Below are 17598 nucleotides of genomic sequence, written 5' to 3' on the forward strand. Positions count from 1 at the left end.
AGCTGGTGCCGGCCGCGGCCGATGCGCCGCCGGCCGCGCGGCTGCGCGAGGCCGGCGCGGTGATCCTCGGCAAGACGACGATGCCGGACTACGGGATGCTGTCGTCCGGCCTGTCCAGCTTCCACCCGTTGGCCCGCAACCCCTGGGACCTGCGCCTCAACCCGGGCGGCAGCAGCGCCGGTGCCGCCGCGGGCGCTGCAGCGGGCTATGGGCCACTGCACGTCGGCACCGACATCGGTGGCTCGGTGCGGCTGCCGGCCGGCTGGTGCGGGATCTTCACGCTGAAGCCGAGCCTGGGCCGCATCCCGATCCAGCCGCCGTACGCCGGCCGCGTCGCCGGGCCGATGACGCGAACGGTCGCCGATGCAGCGCTGATGATGGGCGTGCTGTCGCGCCCCGACCCGGGGATGCGCGACACGATGAGCCTGCCGCACCAGGACATCGCCTGGTCGCAGCTCGACCGCCGCCCGTTGCGCGGATTGAAGCTCGGGCTGCTGATGGACGCCGGCTGGGGGCTGCCGGTCGAGCCCGAGGTGCGGGTGGCGGTCGAGGCCGCAGCGCAGGCCTTCGAGGGCGCGGGCGCGATCGTCGAACCGGTCGCGCCCTTCATGACGCGCGAGATGATCGACGGCATGGACCGCTTCTGGCGCTGCCGCGCCTGGATGGACATCGCGGCACTGCCCGAGGCCCGGCGCGCGAAGGTGCTGCCGTTCATCGTCGAGTGGGCCCGCGGCGGCGCGGCACTGAGCGGCGCGCAGGTGTTCCACGGCTACAGCCAGATGGGTGCGATGCGCGAGGCGGCGGTCGCGGCCTGCCGGCCGTTCGACGCGCTGCTGTCGCCGACCGCGCCGATGCCGGCCTTCGCCGCCGAGCTGCCGTGCCCGACCAACGACCCGGCGCGGCCGTTCGAGCACATTGCGTTCACGCTGCCGTACAACATGAGCGAGCAACCGGCCGCGAGCATCAACTGCGGCTACACGAGCGACGGACTGCCGATCGGCCTGCAGATCATCGGCGCGCGGCACGACGACCTCGGCGTGCTGCGGCTTGCACGGGCCTGGGAGCAGATGCGGCCGGCGCAGCGGGCGTGGCCCACGCCCTGACCCGGCTCAGACCAACGGCGGCTTCAGCCCCTCGCTGGCGACCATCCGCTGCACCGCCGGCCGCGCCAGCACGCGCTGCAGGTGGGCGCCGAGCGCCGGCAGGCTGCGCGCCGGCCGGTGGAAGCCGCGCGTCCAGCGGCACAGCATCAGCGCGTACAGGTCGACCGCGCTGAACGCGTCGCCCAGCAGCCACGGCTTGCCGTGCGATGCGAGTTCGGCCTCGAGGAGGTCGACCAGCGCGCCGACGCGCGCCTCGGCGCATTCCTTCACCTGCGGCACCGCGGCCTCGTCGCGCACGTAGCGGTCCGGGTAGAAGTACGAGATCAGCGCCGGCTGCAGCGAGTTGGTCAGCCACATCAGCCACTTGTAGAAGTGCGCGCGCTGCGATGAACCGAGGGCCGGTGCCAGACCGGCTTGCGGGTGCGCGTCGAGCAGGTGCAGGCAGATCGCCGCGGACTCGTACAGCACCAGGTCGCCGTCGACCATCACCGGGATCAGCCCGTTCGGGTTCATCTTCAGGTATTCGGGGGAGCGCAACGCGCCCTTCTCTCTCTCGACACGCACCAGTTCGAACGGGATGCCGAGTTCTTCGAGCAGCATGTGAGGCGCCATGCTGGCGTTGCCGGGGAAGTAATACAGCTGGATCATGGGAGGGCCGGGGTGTGGGGTGAAGCCCGGCATCTTAGAGGGCGGCCCACGGGACCTGCTAACGCTCAGGCCGCGTTCGCGTTCCGATGCGCCTCGGCCGCCGCCTCGTTGTGGCGGAACAGGTCGGCCAGCGTCTTGCCGGGTTCGTCGCGGAACGCGGTGTCGGTGACGATCATCTCGGCGATGCGGTCGACGCGGAAGCTGCGAAAACTCTCGCGCGTCTCGCACCACGCGGCCAGCGTCCACACCGCGCCCCAGTAGAAGCAACCGAGCGGTCGCACGGTGCGCTCGGTGCTGACCTCTTTCAGGTCGACGTACTGCAGTTGCACGCGGCGGCGCGATTCGGCAGCCAGCCGCAGCAGCTCCAGGTGCGAGCGCGCGCGCGGGTCGAACTCGAAGGTGGGGGCGTACAGCGCCAGGCTCTCGGCGGCGGCGCGCGCCGCGCTGGGCAGCACCGACAGGATCTTCGACAGGGCCGCATCGGCACGCGCCGCCAGCGCCGCGTCGATGCGCGGCTGCGCGATCCGCACGGCCGCCACCAGCGCCTGCGCCTCTTCGCCGGTGAACATCAGCGGCGGCAGGTCGAAGCCGGCGCGCATGCGGTAGCCGACACCGGCCTCGCCCTCGATCGGCACGCCCTGCAATTGCAGGTCGGCGACATCGCGGTACACCGTGCGCGCCGACACCTCGAGCCGCTCGGCGATGAACTCGGCCGTGGTCAGGCGCCGCCCGCGCACGAGCTGCACCAGCTGGAACAGGCGGTCGGCGCGGCGCATCAGGGGGAGTGGGCTCTCGTGGAGCCGGGGGTGGCGTTCATCGACGTCTCCTGGGCGCGAATGCTACGCCAGCGCGTGCAGGCCGATGCGGTTGCCTTCGCTGTCGGCGATGTGGGCGAAGCAGCCCATGTCGCCCGGCAGCGTGACCTTGGGCGTGGTGATCGCGCCACCGGCCGCCTGCACCCGTTCGAGCACCGCATCGAGCGAAGGCTGCGCATTCAGGTAGACGATGGTGCCGAGCTGCGACGGCGGCGCGACGCGGTCGCCGGCGATCAGGCAGCCGCCGACGCCGGGATTGTCGTAGCCGAACACCGCCAGCGTCACGTCGCCCATCGGCTCGCGGCGCAGCGTGGTCGCGAACAGCTTCTCGTAGAAGGCCTGCGCACGATCGAGGTCGGTGACCGGGATCTCGAACCAGTTGAGGGCGCTGCGGATGGGATCGGTCATGGCGGGTCTCCGGAGGTGATGTCGATGGGTGGGATCGAACGAAGCCGCGATGCTGCGCGGCGACTGCTGACAACGTCTTGTCAGCAGCCGGCAGAATCCGGCCCATGTTTTCATTGCCGCGCACCGCCACCGCCCCGTTCTGCCCGTCCGAAGTCCGCGGCAGCATCGCCATCCCCGCCGGGGCACCGCCGTGGCGCAAGCTGCTGCGGGTGGCAGGCCCGGGCCTGCTGGTGTCGGTCGGCTACATGGACCCCGGCAACTGGGCGACCGACATCGAGGCCGGCTCGCGCTACGGCTACGCGCTGCTGTGCGTGGTGCTGCTGTCCAGCCTCGCGGCGATGCTGCTGCAGACGCTCTCGCTGCGCCTCGGCCTGGTCGCCCGCAAGGACCTCGCGCGCGCCTGCCGCGACCACTACCCGAAGGCGACCAGCCGCGTGCTGTGGATCCTGGCCGAACTCGCGATCATCGCGTGCGACGTCGCCGAGGTGCTGGGCAGCGCGCTCGCGCTGCACCTGCTGTTCGGCGTCTCGCTGGTGACCGGCATCGTGATCACCGCGTTCGACACGCTGGTCGTGCTCGGCCTGAAGGGCCAGGGCTTCCGCCAGATCGAGGCGATCGTGCTCGGACTGATCGTGACGATCGGCGTCTGCTACGCGGTCGAGCTCGCGATGGTCGGGCCCGACTGGCGTGCCGTCGCGCAGGGCTTCGTGCCGCGCCTGTCGGCCATCGAGAACCCGCAGGCGCTGTACCTCGCGATCGGCATCCTCGGCGCCACCGTGATGCCGCACAACCTGTACCTGCATTCGTCGATCGTGCAGACGCGCCACGTCGAGGGCGACGACGCGAGCAAGCGCGAGGCGATCGGGCTGTCGACGCTGGACACCATCGTGTCGCTGTCGCTCGCGCTGCTGGTGAACGCGGCCATCCTGACGCTCGCGGCCTCGGCCTTCCACGGCAGCGGGCACACCGAGGTCACCGAGATCCAGGACGCCTACCACCTGCTGGACCCGCTGGTCGGCGGCGTGTTCGCGTCGGTGCTGTTCGGCGTCGCGCTGCTCGCGGCCGGGCAGAGCTCCACCTTCACCGGCACCATCGCCGGGCAGGTGCTGATGGAAGGCTTCCTCGACCTGAAGATCCCGTGCTGGCAGCGCCGCCTGATCACGCGCGGCCTCGCGCTGCTGCCGGCGCTGGGTGGCGTGCTGTGGCTGGGCGATGCGGGCGTCGGCAAGCTGCTGGTGGCCAGCCAGGTGGTGCTGAGCTTCCAGCTGCCGTTCGCGATCTGGCCGCTGATCCGCTTCACCAGCGACCGCGCGTTGATGGGGTCGTTTGCGAACGGGCCGTGGCTGAAGGCCGGCGCGTGGACGCTGTTCGTGCTGATCAGCGCGGCCAACCTGTGGCTGGTGTCGGCGATCTGGCGCTGAGCCGCTCGTCCCCATAAAAAAGGATTGCAGCGCGGGGGATGCTTCGCTATTCTTCGCGGCCAGTGCACACCAAGACGGGCACCACCCCGTGCATGTCGACATCGACTCCCCGTCGATGGTCAGTTCCCCCGCCTGAGCCACACGCTCGCTGAAGTCCGGTTGCGGCCCACCTGCCGCGCGCCGTTGCATTGCCGTACCCGATCGACCGCTTCCAGCGGCCGCGCGGATTCCCTTTGCAGTCAGCCGTTCGAGGATGAGCGATGAACATTGTCGGCGTGAGCACCTTGCCAGCGTGTGGCGACGCAGTGCAGCGCCTGCTGGGCCGTCGCATCCCGGTGCGCTGAACGGACGCCGCACGATGCTCGACGAACTCAGGCAGATCATCGCGGCGCGCAGCCTCGCGCCGGTTCCGCTCGAAGCGCTGCGCGAACGCTTCGCCGACGGATGGCAGCCGCGGCGGCCGGCCGATGCGGTCGACTTCGCCGAGCACTTCTGCCGGCGGGTGCACGACAGCCTGCGCCACGACGACCTGCCGCGCACCGGACAGGCGGCCGAGCCTGCCGAGGTGGCGAACCAGGGCGCGAATGCGCTGATCGAGTTCATCGCACAACTGCCGACCGCGCTGCGCGACGAGATCGATGCGCTGGTGCAGTTCCGCACCGAGGTGCTGCGCCCCTGGGACGAACCCGTCACCGACGCCTACGTCGGCCTGTGCAACGTGGTCCACGACGTCTGGGCCCACCTGCTCGGCCCGGAACAACTGGCCGATGCCGGCATCGCGCGGGCGCTGCTGCGGCTGGCGCCGCGCCACGCGCTCGACTACGGCGCCGGCGCGGGCCACGTCACGCTGCTGCTGGCGCTGAACGGCATCGCGACCGACGTGGTCGAGATCGATCCGGTGAAGCGGCTGTTCCTGCAGCGGCGCGCCGCGCGTGCCGGCGTGGCGCGCCTGGTCGGGCCCGGCATATCGCGGCCGTCGTACGACATGGTGCTGGCGCTGAACGTGCTCGACCACCTGCAGGCGCCGCCCGAGTGCCTGCAGCAACTGGCCGAGCTGCTGCCGCCGGGCGGCTCGCTGGCGATCGCCGCCGAGTTTCCGCAGGACGGCTGGCACCAGGGCGACCCGGCCGCCGCCGAAACCTGCGCACAGCTGCTGAGCGACCGCTTCGAGCCGCGCCGCGATCACTACGGCGACGGCGACCTGCCGGTCGACTGGTTCGACATCTTCGTCAAGCGCGATGAGCTGCACCCCGGCATGGCCGGCGCGCTGCGTTGCCCGCGGCTGCACCCGCGCGCCCGCTGGCAGGCGCCCTCCAACGAGGCCGACCCGGCCACGCCGGGCGTGCTGAGCGCCACCGCGTTCTACACGCTGCCCTGCGCGCTCGACGGCGACACCGCCCGGCTGTGCGACGCCTTCGACGGCCGCCGCCCGCTCGCCGAGCTGGCCGACACGCTGGAGCTCGAGCTCGATACGCTGGAGGCCTTCTGCAGCTTCCTGCACTCCCGGCGGCTGCTGACGTGGCATGGCCACCCGGCGGCCGACCGACCCCACCACCGCCAGCACGATCACAAGGAGACGCCACCATGTGGAGCACTCACCTGAAGAACGCGGTCGCCCCCCTTCGACCCACCCTGGAGAGTTGAGATGGCCTTGGCAGAAGTATCGGCATTGATGCAGGACCACGACGCCGACCTGGTCGGTGCCGCCGCACGGCTGCGCGCGATCGCACCGTCGGCACTCGAAGCCGACGACCTCGCGTCGTACAGCTGGCTGGTGAACCACGTGATCGGCGAGAAGGGCCACGACTGGCCTGGTGCGCGGGCCTTGCTGGAGGCCCTGCCGGCGCTGGCCGGCCAGCCGCCGGTGGTGTTGCGCAACCGCGCGGTCGCCTTCGCGATGAGCGGTGCTGCGTTGCAGGCCTGGCAGGCCGAAGGCGAGCTGGCCCAGGCGCTCGCCTGCGGCCCGACGCTCGCGGCCACCGCGGTGYGCCTGGGGGCCTTGCAGCACCTGGCCGGCAGCGCCGATCCGCGGCTGGTGGCGACGAGCCTCGCGCCCTGCGTGCAGGCGATCGAAGCCGCACCGGCCGGCGGCCCGGTGCTGGTGATGGCGGCGCGCGCGATCAACAACGCGGTCTCCGGCTGGCTGGAGCATCCACAGCCGGCCACTGCCGACCCGTCGGTGGCAGCGGCGATGACCCGGGCCGCGCGCTGCTGCAAGACGATCTGGCAGCACGCCGGCACCTGGATGCAGGTGGAGCGGGCCGACTACCTGATCGCGCTGGTGGCCAACGCGCTCGGCGACTGGGAGGCCGCGGCGCGGGCCGCCCGCGACGGCATCCGGATGATCGAAGCGAACGGCAGCGAAGACGTCGACCGCGCCTTCCTGCTGCTCGAACTGGCGCGCGCCCGGCACGGGATGGGCGAAGGCGAGGCGGCGCGCACCGCGCGCGATGCCTCGTTCGCGCTGGCCGAGCGCTTCGACGAGCCCGGGCTGCGCGAATGGTTCGACCGCAAGGCGGGCGCGTTGGCGGCGCTGACTTCGGCGCCGGCGCCGGCGAGCACCGCCTAGGCCCCCGAGGGCGCTCTTCTGTTGTCAAACTTGCGGGCGACACTCGCGAGCCACCCGCGCGACCACCAGCTGTGGTGTGCGCTCGGCATGCGGCCGAGGGCCATGCCGGCGACGCGGCTGGCTTCCCCCTCTGCCTGAGACACCTCAAGCCCCTGGACACGCATTTCCTGGCGACGAGCTGGCTGCGGTTGATCGCGCAACAGCGCGCTGACCTGACAGGCCACGGGTTCCGCGTTCAATTCACCGGCTCGCTGCCGGAGGGGCTGCGCTCACGCTTCCTTCGGACATGCCGGAGCAGCCACTCGACGCCAACGCCCAGCGCGAACAGCGCCGGCAGCGTGACACCGCCCACCCACAGGTAGGCATCGCGCCAGCTGGTGCAATCCATCACCCAGCCGAGCCCGACATGGTCGAGCAGCCACGTCTGCGGCGCCAGCGGATACCACAGCCAGGTGCGATGCCACTCGGTCGTTGCCGCGCTCAGCCCACCGGCCATCCAGATGCAGATGACACACAGGTACAGGTAGAGCACGCACAGCACGAAGCCGGTCCAGCTCATCCTCCATCGGGGCCATCGTCTGCCGGTTGCTGGCGTCGGGGTTCTCGCTGACTGGGCTTGCGTCATCTTCTGCTCCTTTGACCGGGGAATCGGCGCTGAGCTTGGGGATGATTTGTGCAGGGAAAGTGCAGATGGGCATGCCGTCGGGAGATGGCGCCATGCGTGAATCAGATGGCTGCGAAGGGATTGCCGAGTGATTCGCGTCTGGAATAATCATTCCATGACCTCCCCTCTCCATGGAACCGTGACCCACTTCTACGGCGACCGCGTCTGATGCCAGTCGATTCCGTTCAGCTCAGCAAGTTCTTGAGCTTCGTCCTGCGCCACAAGCCCACTGCCATCGGTTTGGTCTTGGACCCGCAAGGCTGGGTCGGCATCGACGAATTGATCGAGAAAGGCAATGCAGCCGGAACAGAGTTTGACCGCCAAGACCTGCTGCTTGTCGTCGACACGAGCGACAAGAAGCGGTTCTCGGTTTCGCCCGATGGATTGCGTGTGCGTGCCGCACAGGGGCACTCTGTAGCGGTGGAGCTTGGCTTGTCGCCACAAGTGCCACCACCGGTGCTGTACCACGGGACCGCAACGCGCTTCGTCGAATCGATCCTGTCGGAAGGATTGAAACCGCAGGAGCGCCAGCATGTGCATCTGTCCGCCGATGAAGCCACCGCGCAGCGCGTTGGCCAGCGTCACGGCTCACCGCTCGTCCTCAAGGTTGATGCACTCCGTATGCAGGCGGAAGGATTCAAGTTCTTCATGGCCGACAACGGCGTGTGGCTGACCGATCAGGTGCCGGCCGATTTTTTGTCGACTTGACACCCCCAGCCGACACGGATCCCGCCGCTCTCGCAGCCGTCTACTCGTAAATTTTGCCTGCCTCCAGCATGAGAACGAACAGTTCCCACGATGGTTTGTCACCGACTCTGTCTTTCATGGCCTCGAGCCAACTCGACATTGCGTCAAGGTAGCGATCCAATGTCTCGTTTTCCCATGCCTCCGGTTCGCGTTTGATGCTTCCCGTCAATTCACGAAGGGTACGGAGTGCATCGTCCACGGTGCCTGGGTTCGACCTGAGGTGGTCTTCGATCTGATTGAGTTTCATGGCAGTGCCGTAATGAATTGCCCTAGGCCTTGAGCCGAGGTTGTAGTTGCCCGGCCCGAGTCCAAGAAGTTCGCTTATCGCTTGCTGCACATTTTCCCAACTCAATTCCAATCACTCAGCAAGTCGTGAAGATCGATGGCCGAGGGATTCAGGAGAGTTCTCTGATCCGTCAAATAGTTGAGCTCAAACCGACCGTTCTCATCATCAATGGTGCGAGCACCATCAAGTACAGCCAAGAGACCAAAGAGCGTTGCGTGCACAGCCGCAGCAATTGAACTTTCCACATGTGCAGCGTCTGTTGTCGACAGCCCGTTGTACCAATCGGAACGCGCTTTTACTTCGGGCGACAGGCGCCGACCGGGAGGCGCCTTCATATTCGCGATCGTGTCCTCCATTGCGGCTCGGCCTACATGACGCTCCACCGCCTCCACAAAGTCTTTGCTATTCATATCACGCTCCTATCGTACAAATGCCTCTGGAAACATGCGCTTGTTCAGCTGAATCAGCTCTTGCAATGAACCATTCGGCGCGTCAGTAAAGTTTCGCAAATTTCTAATATCTCGCCCCAGCAAATCTCTTGGCGACCCGGAATATCCACCACGCAGGTTCGGGATCTGTGTATGTTCGCCTCTTGGCAACGCAATTGCCGGAGCTGTTTGCAGATCGTAACCTTTGACTACGTGCCCGGCTGGCTGCTTCTGCATCGCGTGGTGAATGTCCAATCCATCGCCTGCAAGTGATCGCCCCTTGAGTGCGTCATATGCGCCGACCTCATATTTGCCGAGCCCTTTAGCAGCGGTACCGACATCAACACTGCAAGCGTTGTGCACCCAAGCGCCGAGCGAGCCGACAAAGTACGTATGAAACTCCGCGACCTCGAAGTTGTACGTGTCCTGCTGCTCAGCGTTCTTCCGCACCGTGGCAACCGTCAACCAACCTCCACCGAGCCGTTGGATCTTATCCCCGGCCATCAACGAACCGGCAGTGATCCACCCACGGCCTTCGACGCGGAATGGATGTTCGCCAGTCACGCCCACGGTTTCCGCTTCACCCCGCGAATCGACGTAGCTGACTGATAGCGTCTCCTGGTCTTTGTGGCGGAACAGTCGCACAACGGGTTGCCAGCGTGTCGCGCCTGTCAACTCGTCACGTGCGGCCACGAGATCGCCGACACGAACGTCTTCGATGCGTTTCAGACCATCGGCAGTGTGGACCAGCGTACCAGCCACGAAGCACAGCGCGAACGTTTCACGCAGCACCAGCGACTCCGTCGCACGGCTGAGCGAACCGATGCTACCGGCCGCCCTGCCCGCCAGCAGTCCGAATCCGATCTCAACGGTCGTGCCGAAAACAGGCGAGTCGTAGGTGAAGCGGGTGTAGTCCGACAGCACAGGCAGCGCGCTGCCGGATTGCCCTGCCATCTGCAGACCGGTGTTGAAGGCCACTGCAAATGCGCTGGCCGCCCCGATCAGCGGGTTCGCCTCGACTCCAACGTTGCCGACCGCCTTTGCGGTGTCGAGCAATGCGCTGCCCAGGCTTGACGAATCGCGCTCGCTTGAAGACGGTTTGTTGCCACTCTCTCCCAACCTCACTCCCTTGTCCTGGCCCGGTAAGCGCAAGCCAGATCCTGTGGCCCCGTTTGACTGCTGCCCCATGCCGGCCGCCCTGCCATTGATGTCGCAATTGAGCGTTCCGCCGCACTTTTCCCTGGGAACGTTGGTGTCGTCGCCCGGCGCCAACCCCGTCGGGTCCGTGAACGCCAACGCGTTGTTCATCACGTAGCTGTAGCGATTGAACGCCTGCGCATTCGCCGGATCGGGCACGGTCGGGTCCGCGCTGGTGTGTCGCCCGAGCAGCGGGTCGTACATCCGCGCGTTCATGTTCACGAGTCCGAGCTGATCCAGGTGCTCGTGCCCGGTGTAGCCGCTGTGGTCCTGCGTGTTCTTGAGGTTGCCCCACTGCGGGCCGGTGTCGTCGCTGCCATCGACGTTGCGCCGGCGTCCCCAGGCGTCGTAGCTCATGCGCTGCAGCACCGACTGGGCCTGGTCCACCTCCGCGAGCGTGGAGCCCAAGTGGTCGGTCAGGAAGTAGCGCAGGTTCCTGGCCGCATCGGCCGTCGGCGCGATCGCCGTGCCGCTGAACTTCTCCTCGATGAAGCCCAGCTGCGCCGGCAGCATCGTTCGGATCGTCGTCGTGTTGGCCGCGCTGTCGATCTCCTTCTCGACCGCGCCGCCGTACCAGATCGTCGTGGTCGGGGAACCCGCTACACCAGCATTCACTGGGCTGATCGTCTGCCGCGTGCGCGCGTGATCCGGGCCGTACAGAAACGCCGTGCGCTGCACCGSGTTCGCACCATCGAGCTTGTCGATGCTCGACGGCATGTCGTAGGACGTCCAGGTGTAGCTGCGGCCCAGGCCGGTCTTCAGGTTGCCGTTGACCTCGTAGTTGAACCCGGGGTTCGTCAGCCCGGCCACTGTGCCCTGCACCACCGAGACTGCGTTCGGSCCGRTGCTGCCKGCGCCCGACGGCGGGTAGCGGTACAGSCCCACGCCGGTCTTGCTCGTCAGGTTGCCCAGTTCGTCGTAGGTGGTTGTCTTGGTGACTCCGCTGATCGTGCTCGTGTACAGGCGGTTCAAGCTGTCATACGTGAAGCTCTCGTTCAGCGTGGCGCCACCGTTCACCATCAGCTGGCTGCGGCTCTCCAGGTTCCCGAGCACGTCGTAGTCGTAGCCGTCGTTCTGGTACTGCGCATCGGCCGCAGACACCCCGCTGCGGATGCTGTTCAAGCGCCCGGTGTACGGGTTGTAGCCCCGGCGGGTGATCATGCCGTTGCCCAGYTGCTCCTGCGTCAGCCGGCCTTCCGCATCCATCGATTGCGCGGTCCACAACGTGATCGCGGCCGTGGACGTGCCTTCATAGCGATCGATGCGGTCGACGTAGCCGAGCGCGTTGTAGTGCTGCTGGAAGGTATTGGCTGCAACCGTTGCCGTCGCGCCTGCGCCTCGCGCCGCCCGGCTCTGCGTCGTACGGTCCGGGCGGCCGAACGCGTCGTACGTCACCGTGCTCGCGTAGTCCGCGTCCAGGCTCGTCACCGTCGTGCTCGGGCGGCCGAGCGCGTCGTAGCTGAGCACGCGCCGGTAGTCCTTCGCATTGGCCGCCCAGGTGTAGGTCTCGGCCAGCTCGCCGGTGCCATTTGCGGCCGTGTCGTACTCCCAGCGGCTGTCCAGGTCCGGCTCCAGCCGGCGCGTCATGCGCCCCAGCACATCGAACTCGAAGCTCGTGGTCTGCTGCTTCGAATCGGTCTGCTGGCGGGTCTGCCCCAGCGGGTCGACGAGGTAAGTCCAATGCCCGAGGTTGGGGTCATCCAGTGTCGTCTTGCGGCCGAGCCGGTCGTAGCCGATCTCGATGCGGTTGCCCTTCGGGTCGATCGTGCGGGCCAGGCTGCCGAAGGCCCCATAGACATAGCGCGTCGTCGCGCCGTAGGCATCGGTCACCGAGGCCAGTTGGCCCGCGGCGTTGCGCACCTCGGTGCGCGCTTGTCCCTTCGCGTTGAGGCTCGTGCGGCTCAGGCCGTTGTAGCTGAAGCTCGCGCGGTCGACATCGCTGCCGGTCTTGTTCGGTGCGTTGATCTGCCACACCCGGCCCAGCGCGTCGCGGTCGTAGCTCGTCCACACCGGGTTCTGGCCGACGGTGTACGGGCGCGAGAGCCGCTGCACGCGGCCCTGGGCGTCGTAGACCTTCTCGCTGAGAACTGCGCTGCCGTCAAAACCCCAGTGGCGCGACAGCACCTCGTGGCCGGCCGCGTCCTCGAAGGCCTCGCTCGGGCTGGCGGTCTGGCTGGCCTCGTTCACGCCACCCCACTGCTGCGTGATCGTCACCGTTGCCGCGCCGTTCAGGCAGCTGTCCACGCACTGGCGGTAGGCGGTGCTGGTCGCGGTGCCGTCGGCCCGGCTCTCGCGCAGCTTGCGGCCCCAGCCGTCGTATTGCCAGCGCGTGGTCAGCCGATCCGGGTCCGCCGCGCTCAGCACATTGCCGCTGCCAGCATCGTGCGTGCTCGTCGTCTGGTGGCCCTTCGCGTTGGTGCTCTTCTCGACGTAGCGGAAGCGGCTGTCGTAGTCGGAGCTGTCGATGCGAGGATTGCTGTCGATCTGACCGGTGACCGGGTCGCGCCACGTCACGGTGCGCTTGCGCGTCACGCCGTAGTTCGCGTCGGGCTCCATCACGGTGGTCACCGTGTAGCGCGCGTCGTCCGGCTCCACCGTCTGCTTGATCGGCGTGCCGTACCCGTCGTACTCATAGGTCACCGTGCGCGTCACGCTCTGGCCGGCCGTCTGGCCCTGCGCCGCACCGCAGACGACCAGCATCGCTGCAACACAGCAGAGAACCATCTTGTTCTTCGTCGTGCTCATGTGCACTTCCCCGTCTTGATCGTGCCGGTCAGGCGCGCGGTGGCGGTCGTGAAGTTCCCGCCCTGCACTTTCAGATCCCCTGCCGCACTGCCCGAGGTGCAGCCGGTGACGAAGACCACTCCCAGCGTGCAGGACGCCCCGGCCGCGAGCTGCTGCCCGCTGACCGGGCACGTGCCGCCTTGTCGCTCGAACGACCAGCCGCCAGAGCCCGACGGAAAGATTGCAGTGATCGGCGCGGCGGCGGCCCCGTTGTTCGAGACCGTCACCGTCCTCGCTGTCGACGTGCGATCCAGCCCCTGCGCGCCGTAGTCCAGCGCCGTCGGGCTCAGCACGATGGTCGTCGTGCCCGGCAGAGGCAGCACTGTCAGCGTCACCGAGATCGGCGGCACGCTGCCGCCCATCGACGACGTGCCGGTGATCGTGCCGGTGTAGGTGCCGGCCGTCGTCGGCGACACCACTTGCCACATGCCGCTGCACCCGGCTGATGCGCCGCAGGCCAGGGTGTTGTTGATCAGGCTCATGCCACCGTTGACTGACAGCGTGAGCGTGGTGGGCGTCGGGGCACTGTTGCTGTAGTTGGTACCAGCCACGGCCGCTGTTGGTGCCGTGGACGAACCGCTGATCGACGTCGTGGATACGCTGATGATCGGAATGATGTAGCCGGTGCCCGAGACGCTCCAGGTGTTGCTGTTGTACGAAGCCGCGGTCATCGAGATACCGCTGCCGCCATAGCTCGTCGCCGCGCTCGGCGTGAAGCTCACCGCCACCGTGCAGCTGCCGCCCGGTGTCACGTTGCCGCAATTGCCGGTGTTCACGCTGAAGCCCGCCGGCAGGTTCGCGATGCCGGAATTGGCGGCCCAGTTGTAGGCCACGTTGCCGTCGTTGAAGAGCGTCAGGTTCTGCGATGTCGACAGGCCTACGCCGACGTTGCCGAAGGCCAGGCTCGCCGGGCTCCAGCGCGGTACCGCCGACTGAGTGTTCCAGGTCACCGTGGTCGCCGCCGCTGCGGTGGTGGCACCGCTGGGCGCGAAGGACTGGCTCTGGTTGATCCCCGGCACGTTGGTGGCCGCGTTGATCACCAGGCTGCAGCTCGCTCCTGCCGCCACCGCGCTGCAGCCGTTGCTCGCGACACTCAGCGGTGCGGCGAGCGCCGGCGAGGCCAGGCTCATCGGCAGGTTGCCGTCGTTGCGGTAGGTGGCGGTCACCGTCTGCGTCCCACCTCCGTACCAGGTCGCGGGCACGACGAGGCTCGCGGTCGATGTCAGCGTCGCCACCGTGCCGGTGCCGTTGCCGGCCACCGGGATCGACAGGTTCACGCCGTTCGCGATGGAGATGCCGCCGTTGGCCCCTCCCTGCATCCGCGGGTACGAGCCCAGCACCTGCACGCTTGCGCCGATGCCGTTGGCGATGGCCGTCGGCTTGAAGCTCACCGTCACCGTGCAGGCTGCTCCCGCCGCGAGGGCGCTGCCGCAGGTGTGCGTCAGCGCATAGTCGCCGGGCTTCGTGCCCGCCAGCGTGATCGACAGGTTCGCGAGCGTCCCGCCGTTCGTCGCGTTGTTGATCAGCGTGAGGCTTTGCACCACGCTCGTGGCGTTCACCGCCACGTTGCCGAACGCCAGGCTGCTCACATTCGGCGTGGTGGTCGCCACCGAGAAACCGTAGCTCTGTTGCACCGTGTAGGTCGTGCCCGCAGCGCCCGCCACCTGGTAGCTGATCTGGTCGACAGCGGTGTACGAACCCGGCGTCGCCTGGGCACCGGTGCCGAAGAAGGTCTGGCACGACGCACCGGGCGCCAGCACGGTGGTGCCCGGCTGGCAGTACGTCACGTTGCCCGGCTGGCCCTGCCACGACCACATGCCCGCCGGCCCGGCGGCCGTCGTGTGCGCGGTGATCAGCAGCGATACCGTGCCGTTGTTCTTGATCGTCGGCCAGTCGCCTGAGTCGGATGCCGCGCCGATGGCGCCCCACTGCGTCGACACCGGCACGAAGACCAGCGGCGGAGGGGCCACCGTCAACGACACCGCCTTCGAAGCCGCGCCACCCGCCGGCGATGGTGTCGCGCTCAGCGTGCCGCTGTAGGTGCCGACGGCTGCGCCGGAGCTCAGCACCACCGCGCCGCAGTCGGCGGTGTTGGCCGAGCAGTTGGTCGGACCGGTCACAGTGGTGCCGGCTGGAGCTGCGTATGCGATTGACGAGGCCACTGTCTGCCCGGTGTTGCCCAGCGTGCAGCTGATCCACGCCAGTGCGGGTACCGCCGCGGGGCTCGACGTGTTGCAAGCCGTGAGCGTCAGTGCGGACGGGGTGGCCGCCACGTCGCCCGCCTGCTGCGCCGCCTTGGTCACCACCGTCTTGCGCAGCAGGCCGATCAGCCACGGGCCGCTGAGGTTGTCGTAGGTGTTGATCGTCGTGGCCGTGAAGCTGTCGCCGCCGCCGCCGCCGCTCACCGTCTCGCTGCTCGACGTGATGTTGCCGAAGATGTCGATGCCGTTCGGGTTGACCTGCGTCGTGCGGGTCACCATCGGCGAGTTGTCCAGGTCGCGGGTGGCGCTCGTGCTGCTGCTCGCATAGGTGAACAACGCGCCGCCGGTGGTCGCGAACGATGCGGGCGTGGTGTCGCTCTGGCTCAGCACGACGCCGTTGGCCTGCGTCGCCTTGACCTGCACCGGCATGCCGATGAACGGATCTTCCTGGCGGAAGCGGCTCAGCGTGGTCACGCCGGTGGAGGCGTCGGTCGATTCGATCGTCTCGAAGCCGGCCGAACCCAGGCCCTGCAGGTTGCTGCGCAGGCCCCGGTAGCGGTAGTCGGTGGTGAGCCAGCCGCCCTGGCCGTTGGCCACGCGGCGCTGCGCCACCAGCGGCGGGCCGCTGACGACATTGCGCAACGGCCAGGCCACATCGGCGCCGCGGGTGTAGACGCTGGTGTCGTCCATGCGCTTGTAGCTGAACTGCGTCTGCTGGCCTTCGCCATCGGTCACCGATTCCACCAGGTCGCTGCTGCCGCCGTTGCCTGTCAGGGCCACGAACCAGCTGCCCGAGGAGTTGCTCGTTGCAACGTAGTAGGCCCGGTCCGGGATGCCATCGCCGTTGAAATCGCCGACGTAGCTGGCTGTCGAGGCGAGGGGCGCCACCGGCGTCCATGGGCGACAAGCAATGTTGATGCTGCCGCCGTAGGTATCGCCGACTTGATACGGCGCGCTCTCGCCGAGCTGGCAAACCCCGGTGCTGCGGGCGGCATCGATGCGGCCGTCTCCGTCGTAGTCGCCGACGTTCGAGAATCCGCCCGTGCCCTGCAAGTCCAGGATCGGCGAGCACGACAGCGCCACGCCGGTCGAGCGGCACACCTTGGCCGAGCTGACACCGTTGCTCGTGTGCGACTCCAGCACATCGCTGTAGCTGTCGTACGGGTCGCCATTCTGGTCGGCCAGCCGGGTCGTTCCCGGGTCGGGAACCGGTGGCAGAAAGAAGTCGGTGGCGCGCATCCCCACGGGCTGCACCAACCCAAGGTCGGTCGACAGGAACACGCGTGCGTTGCTCAGCAACCCCGATACCTTCTCCACGACGAGTAAATCCGTGCGGCCATCGCCATTGAAATCCCCCGTCACGCGCTTGACGTTCGGCCCGGTCTCCCAATCGGTCTCGATGGCCCCGATGAAGTCGACGGCGTCTATGACGCTGCAGCCGCCACTTCCCACCGCCAGGCACAGCTTGGTCCCGCCCTTGTCCTGGCGGCGGTCGAGCACGATGACGTCGTCGCGCCCATCACCATTGAAGTCACCCACCAGGTTGCCGTTGACGCCCGAGGATTGGGCCGTCCAGGGCGTGCACGAGAACGAGCTGCCGGTGGACAGGCAGATGATCCAGTTGGGCTGGCCGGTTTGAGGCACCACGGCGATGTCCGTGCGCCCGTCGCCGTTGAAATCCCCCTGCATCACCGGCAACGAGCCGGTGATCGAGCTGACATTGACGCCCGGCCCGGCCCAGGCTTGGCAGTCGAAGCTCGTGCGCCGCGACAGGCACATGCGCCAGGTGCCGTTGCCCTCCGAGCGCGCGAGGTCCATCGCCCCATCGCCATCGAAGTCGCCCATCAGCACTTGCGTCTGCGTCTGCTGCGTCTTGTTGCCGAATTGCAGGTTGTTCGGAATCAGCTCCTGCAGTTGCGGCACCGGGCCGCCCCAGTTGCCGCTGCCGGCCGCCGCGAAGGTCTCTGCCGCGCTGTCGCGCACCGTCCACGCGAAGCGCGTGGCCGGCAGGCAGTTGCCCGCGCCGTCGCAATCGCTGATCGCGTCGACCAAGCTGCGCCCATTGATGGGATTGATCTTGTAGGCCACCCGGTAGTCGCGCACCAGCGTGCCGCCGCTGCCATCGGCCGCGGTGTCGATGCGCGTCTGGATCGCCGTGAGCCGCTGCGTGCGACTCAGCAGGCTGCCCGCCACGTAGCCCTGCCACGGATCGGGCCGGGTCTCATAGATGAAGTTCACCGCGTTATACGGCACCAGCCCGGTGCTGTCGTTGCCGGTGTAGCGGATGCGCGTCGGCACCATCTCGCCGAGCGCGCTGTTCTTGGCGT

Annotated in this window: 13 protein-coding genes; 5 read left to right on the plus strand and 8 right to left on the minus strand. The window is 67.9% G+C overall.

Features of this window, described 5'->3' with window-relative positions; genetic code table 11:
• Nucleotides 1-1103: amidase (locus tag ACXJLU_RS29040; RefSeq protein WP_457336998.1), on the plus strand; the 1103-nt coding region annotated here is incomplete at its 5' end.
• A 6-nt stretch (nucleotides 1104-1109) separates the two neighbouring features.
• On the opposite strand, the gene ACXJLU_RS29045 is transcribed toward ACXJLU_RS29040, so the two are convergent.
• The 3 genes from ACXJLU_RS29045 to ACXJLU_RS29055 form a co-directional block, all read right to left on the minus strand.
• Nucleotides 1110-1751, minus strand: a complete 642-nt coding sequence (locus ACXJLU_RS29045; RefSeq protein ID WP_457337000.1) for a glutathione S-transferase family protein — start codon at nucleotides 1749-1751, stop codon at nucleotides 1110-1112.
• 65 nt (nucleotides 1752-1816) lie between these two features.
• Entirely contained in the window at nucleotides 1817-2527 is a 711-nt protein-coding gene (locus ACXJLU_RS29050) for a helix-turn-helix transcriptional regulator (protein WP_073462641.1), read from the minus strand.
• A gap of 63 nt (nucleotides 2528-2590) precedes the next feature.
• Entirely contained in the window at nucleotides 2591-2974 is a 384-nt protein-coding gene (locus ACXJLU_RS29055; protein ID WP_457337002.1) for a VOC family protein, read from the minus strand.
• A gap of 104 nt (nucleotides 2975-3078) precedes the next feature.
• Here ACXJLU_RS29055 and ACXJLU_RS29060 point away from each other — a divergent pair, with 104 nt between their 5' ends.
• The 3 genes from ACXJLU_RS29060 to ACXJLU_RS29070 all read left to right on the plus strand — a co-directional run bounded on the left by ACXJLU_RS29060 (nucleotide 3079) and on the right by ACXJLU_RS29070 (nucleotide 6964).
• On the plus strand, nucleotides 3079-4395 hold the full coding sequence (locus tag ACXJLU_RS29060) for an Nramp family divalent metal transporter (RefSeq protein ID WP_457337004.1): 1317 nt from the start codon (nucleotides 3079-3081) through the stop codon (nucleotides 4393-4395).
• Between the two features lie 358 nt (nucleotides 4396-4753).
• Nucleotides 4754-5998, plus strand: a complete 1245-nt coding sequence (locus ACXJLU_RS29065) for a class I SAM-dependent methyltransferase (RefSeq protein ID WP_457337006.1) — start codon at nucleotides 4754-4756, stop codon at nucleotides 5996-5998.
• A gap of 42 nt (nucleotides 5999-6040) precedes the next feature.
• On the plus strand, nucleotides 6041-6964 hold the full coding sequence (locus ACXJLU_RS29070) for a hypothetical protein (RefSeq protein WP_457337008.1): 924 nt from the start codon (nucleotides 6041-6043) through the stop codon (nucleotides 6962-6964).
• A 235-nt stretch (nucleotides 6965-7199) separates the two neighbouring features.
• Here the strand turns inward: ACXJLU_RS29070 and ACXJLU_RS29075 are convergent, their stop codons facing one another.
• Nucleotides 7200-7523 (minus strand): hypothetical protein, encoded by a 324-nt coding sequence (locus ACXJLU_RS29075; protein ID WP_457337010.1) that lies wholly within the window; start codon nucleotides 7521-7523, stop codon nucleotides 7200-7202.
• Nucleotides 7524-7796: 273 nt separating this feature from the next.
• On the opposite strand from ACXJLU_RS29075, the gene ACXJLU_RS29080 reads away from it, so the two are divergent.
• On the plus strand, nucleotides 7797-8336 hold the full coding sequence (locus ACXJLU_RS29080; protein WP_457337012.1) for an RNA 2'-phosphotransferase: 540 nt from the start codon (nucleotides 7797-7799) through the stop codon (nucleotides 8334-8336).
• 40 nt (nucleotides 8337-8376) lie between these two features.
• Here the strand turns inward: ACXJLU_RS29080 and ACXJLU_RS29085 are convergent, their stop codons facing one another.
• The 4 genes from ACXJLU_RS29085 to ACXJLU_RS29100 all read right to left on the minus strand — a co-directional run.
• Nucleotides 8377-8622 carry a DUF7660 family protein gene (locus ACXJLU_RS29085; protein WP_457337014.1) on the minus strand — a complete coding sequence of 82 codons (246 nt, stop codon included), beginning with the start codon at nucleotides 8620-8622 and terminating at the stop codon, nucleotides 8377-8379.
• Nucleotides 8623-8723: 101 nt separating this feature from the next.
• Nucleotides 8724-9071, minus strand: coding sequence for a hypothetical protein (locus ACXJLU_RS29090; RefSeq protein WP_457337015.1), 348 nt, complete (start codon nucleotides 9069-9071; stop codon nucleotides 8724-8726).
• Nucleotides 9072-9080: 9 nt separating this feature from the next.
• Nucleotides 9081-13031 carry a polymorphic toxin-type HINT domain-containing protein gene (locus ACXJLU_RS29095; RefSeq protein WP_457337017.1) on the minus strand — a complete coding sequence of 1317 codons (3951 nt, stop codon included), beginning with the start codon at nucleotides 13029-13031 and terminating at the stop codon, nucleotides 9081-9083.
• Nucleotides 13028-17598 (minus strand): choice-of-anchor D domain-containing protein (locus ACXJLU_RS29100; RefSeq protein ID WP_457337019.1); only part of this gene is annotated, 4571 nt, incomplete at its 5' end. The genes ACXJLU_RS29095 and ACXJLU_RS29100, both read right to left, overlap by 4 nt.

The organism is Rhizobacter sp. P5_C2 (genome assembly GCF_054049715.1).

Excerpts from the sequence above, each read along its gene's own strand:
- ACXJLU_RS29090 (WP_457337015.1), bottom strand. The coding sequence starts at position 9,071 with ATGAATAGCAAAGACTTTGTGGAGGCGGTGGAGCGTCATGTAGGCCGA.
- ACXJLU_RS29065 (WP_457337006.1), top strand. The coding sequence starts at position 4,754 with ATGCTCGACGAACTCAGGCAGATCATCGCGGCGCGCAGCCTCGCGCCG.
- ACXJLU_RS29060 (WP_457337004.1), top strand. The coding sequence starts at position 3,079 with ATGTTTTCATTGCCGCGCACCGCCACCGCCCCGTTCTGCCCGTCCGAA.
- ACXJLU_RS29050 (WP_073462641.1), bottom strand. The coding sequence starts at position 2,527 with ATGCGCCGCGCCGACCGCCTGTTCCAGCTGGTGCAGCTCGTGCGCGGG.
- ACXJLU_RS29055 (WP_457337002.1), bottom strand. The coding sequence starts at position 2,974 with ATGACCGATCCCATCCGCAGCGCCCTCAACTGGTTCGAGATCCCGGTC.
- ACXJLU_RS29080 (WP_457337012.1), top strand. The coding sequence starts at position 7,797 with ATGCCAGTCGATTCCGTTCAGCTCAGCAAGTTCTTGAGCTTCGTCCTG.
- ACXJLU_RS29075 (WP_457337010.1), bottom strand. The coding sequence starts at position 7,523 with ATGAGCTGGACCGGCTTCGTGCTGTGCGTGCTCTACCTGTACCTGTGT.
- ACXJLU_RS29085 (WP_457337014.1), bottom strand. The coding sequence starts at position 8,622 with ATGAAACTCAATCAGATCGAAGACCACCTCAGGTCGAACCCAGGCACC.
- ACXJLU_RS29045 (WP_457337000.1), bottom strand. The coding sequence starts at position 1,751 with ATGATCCAGCTGTATTACTTCCCCGGCAACGCCAGCATGGCGCCTCAC.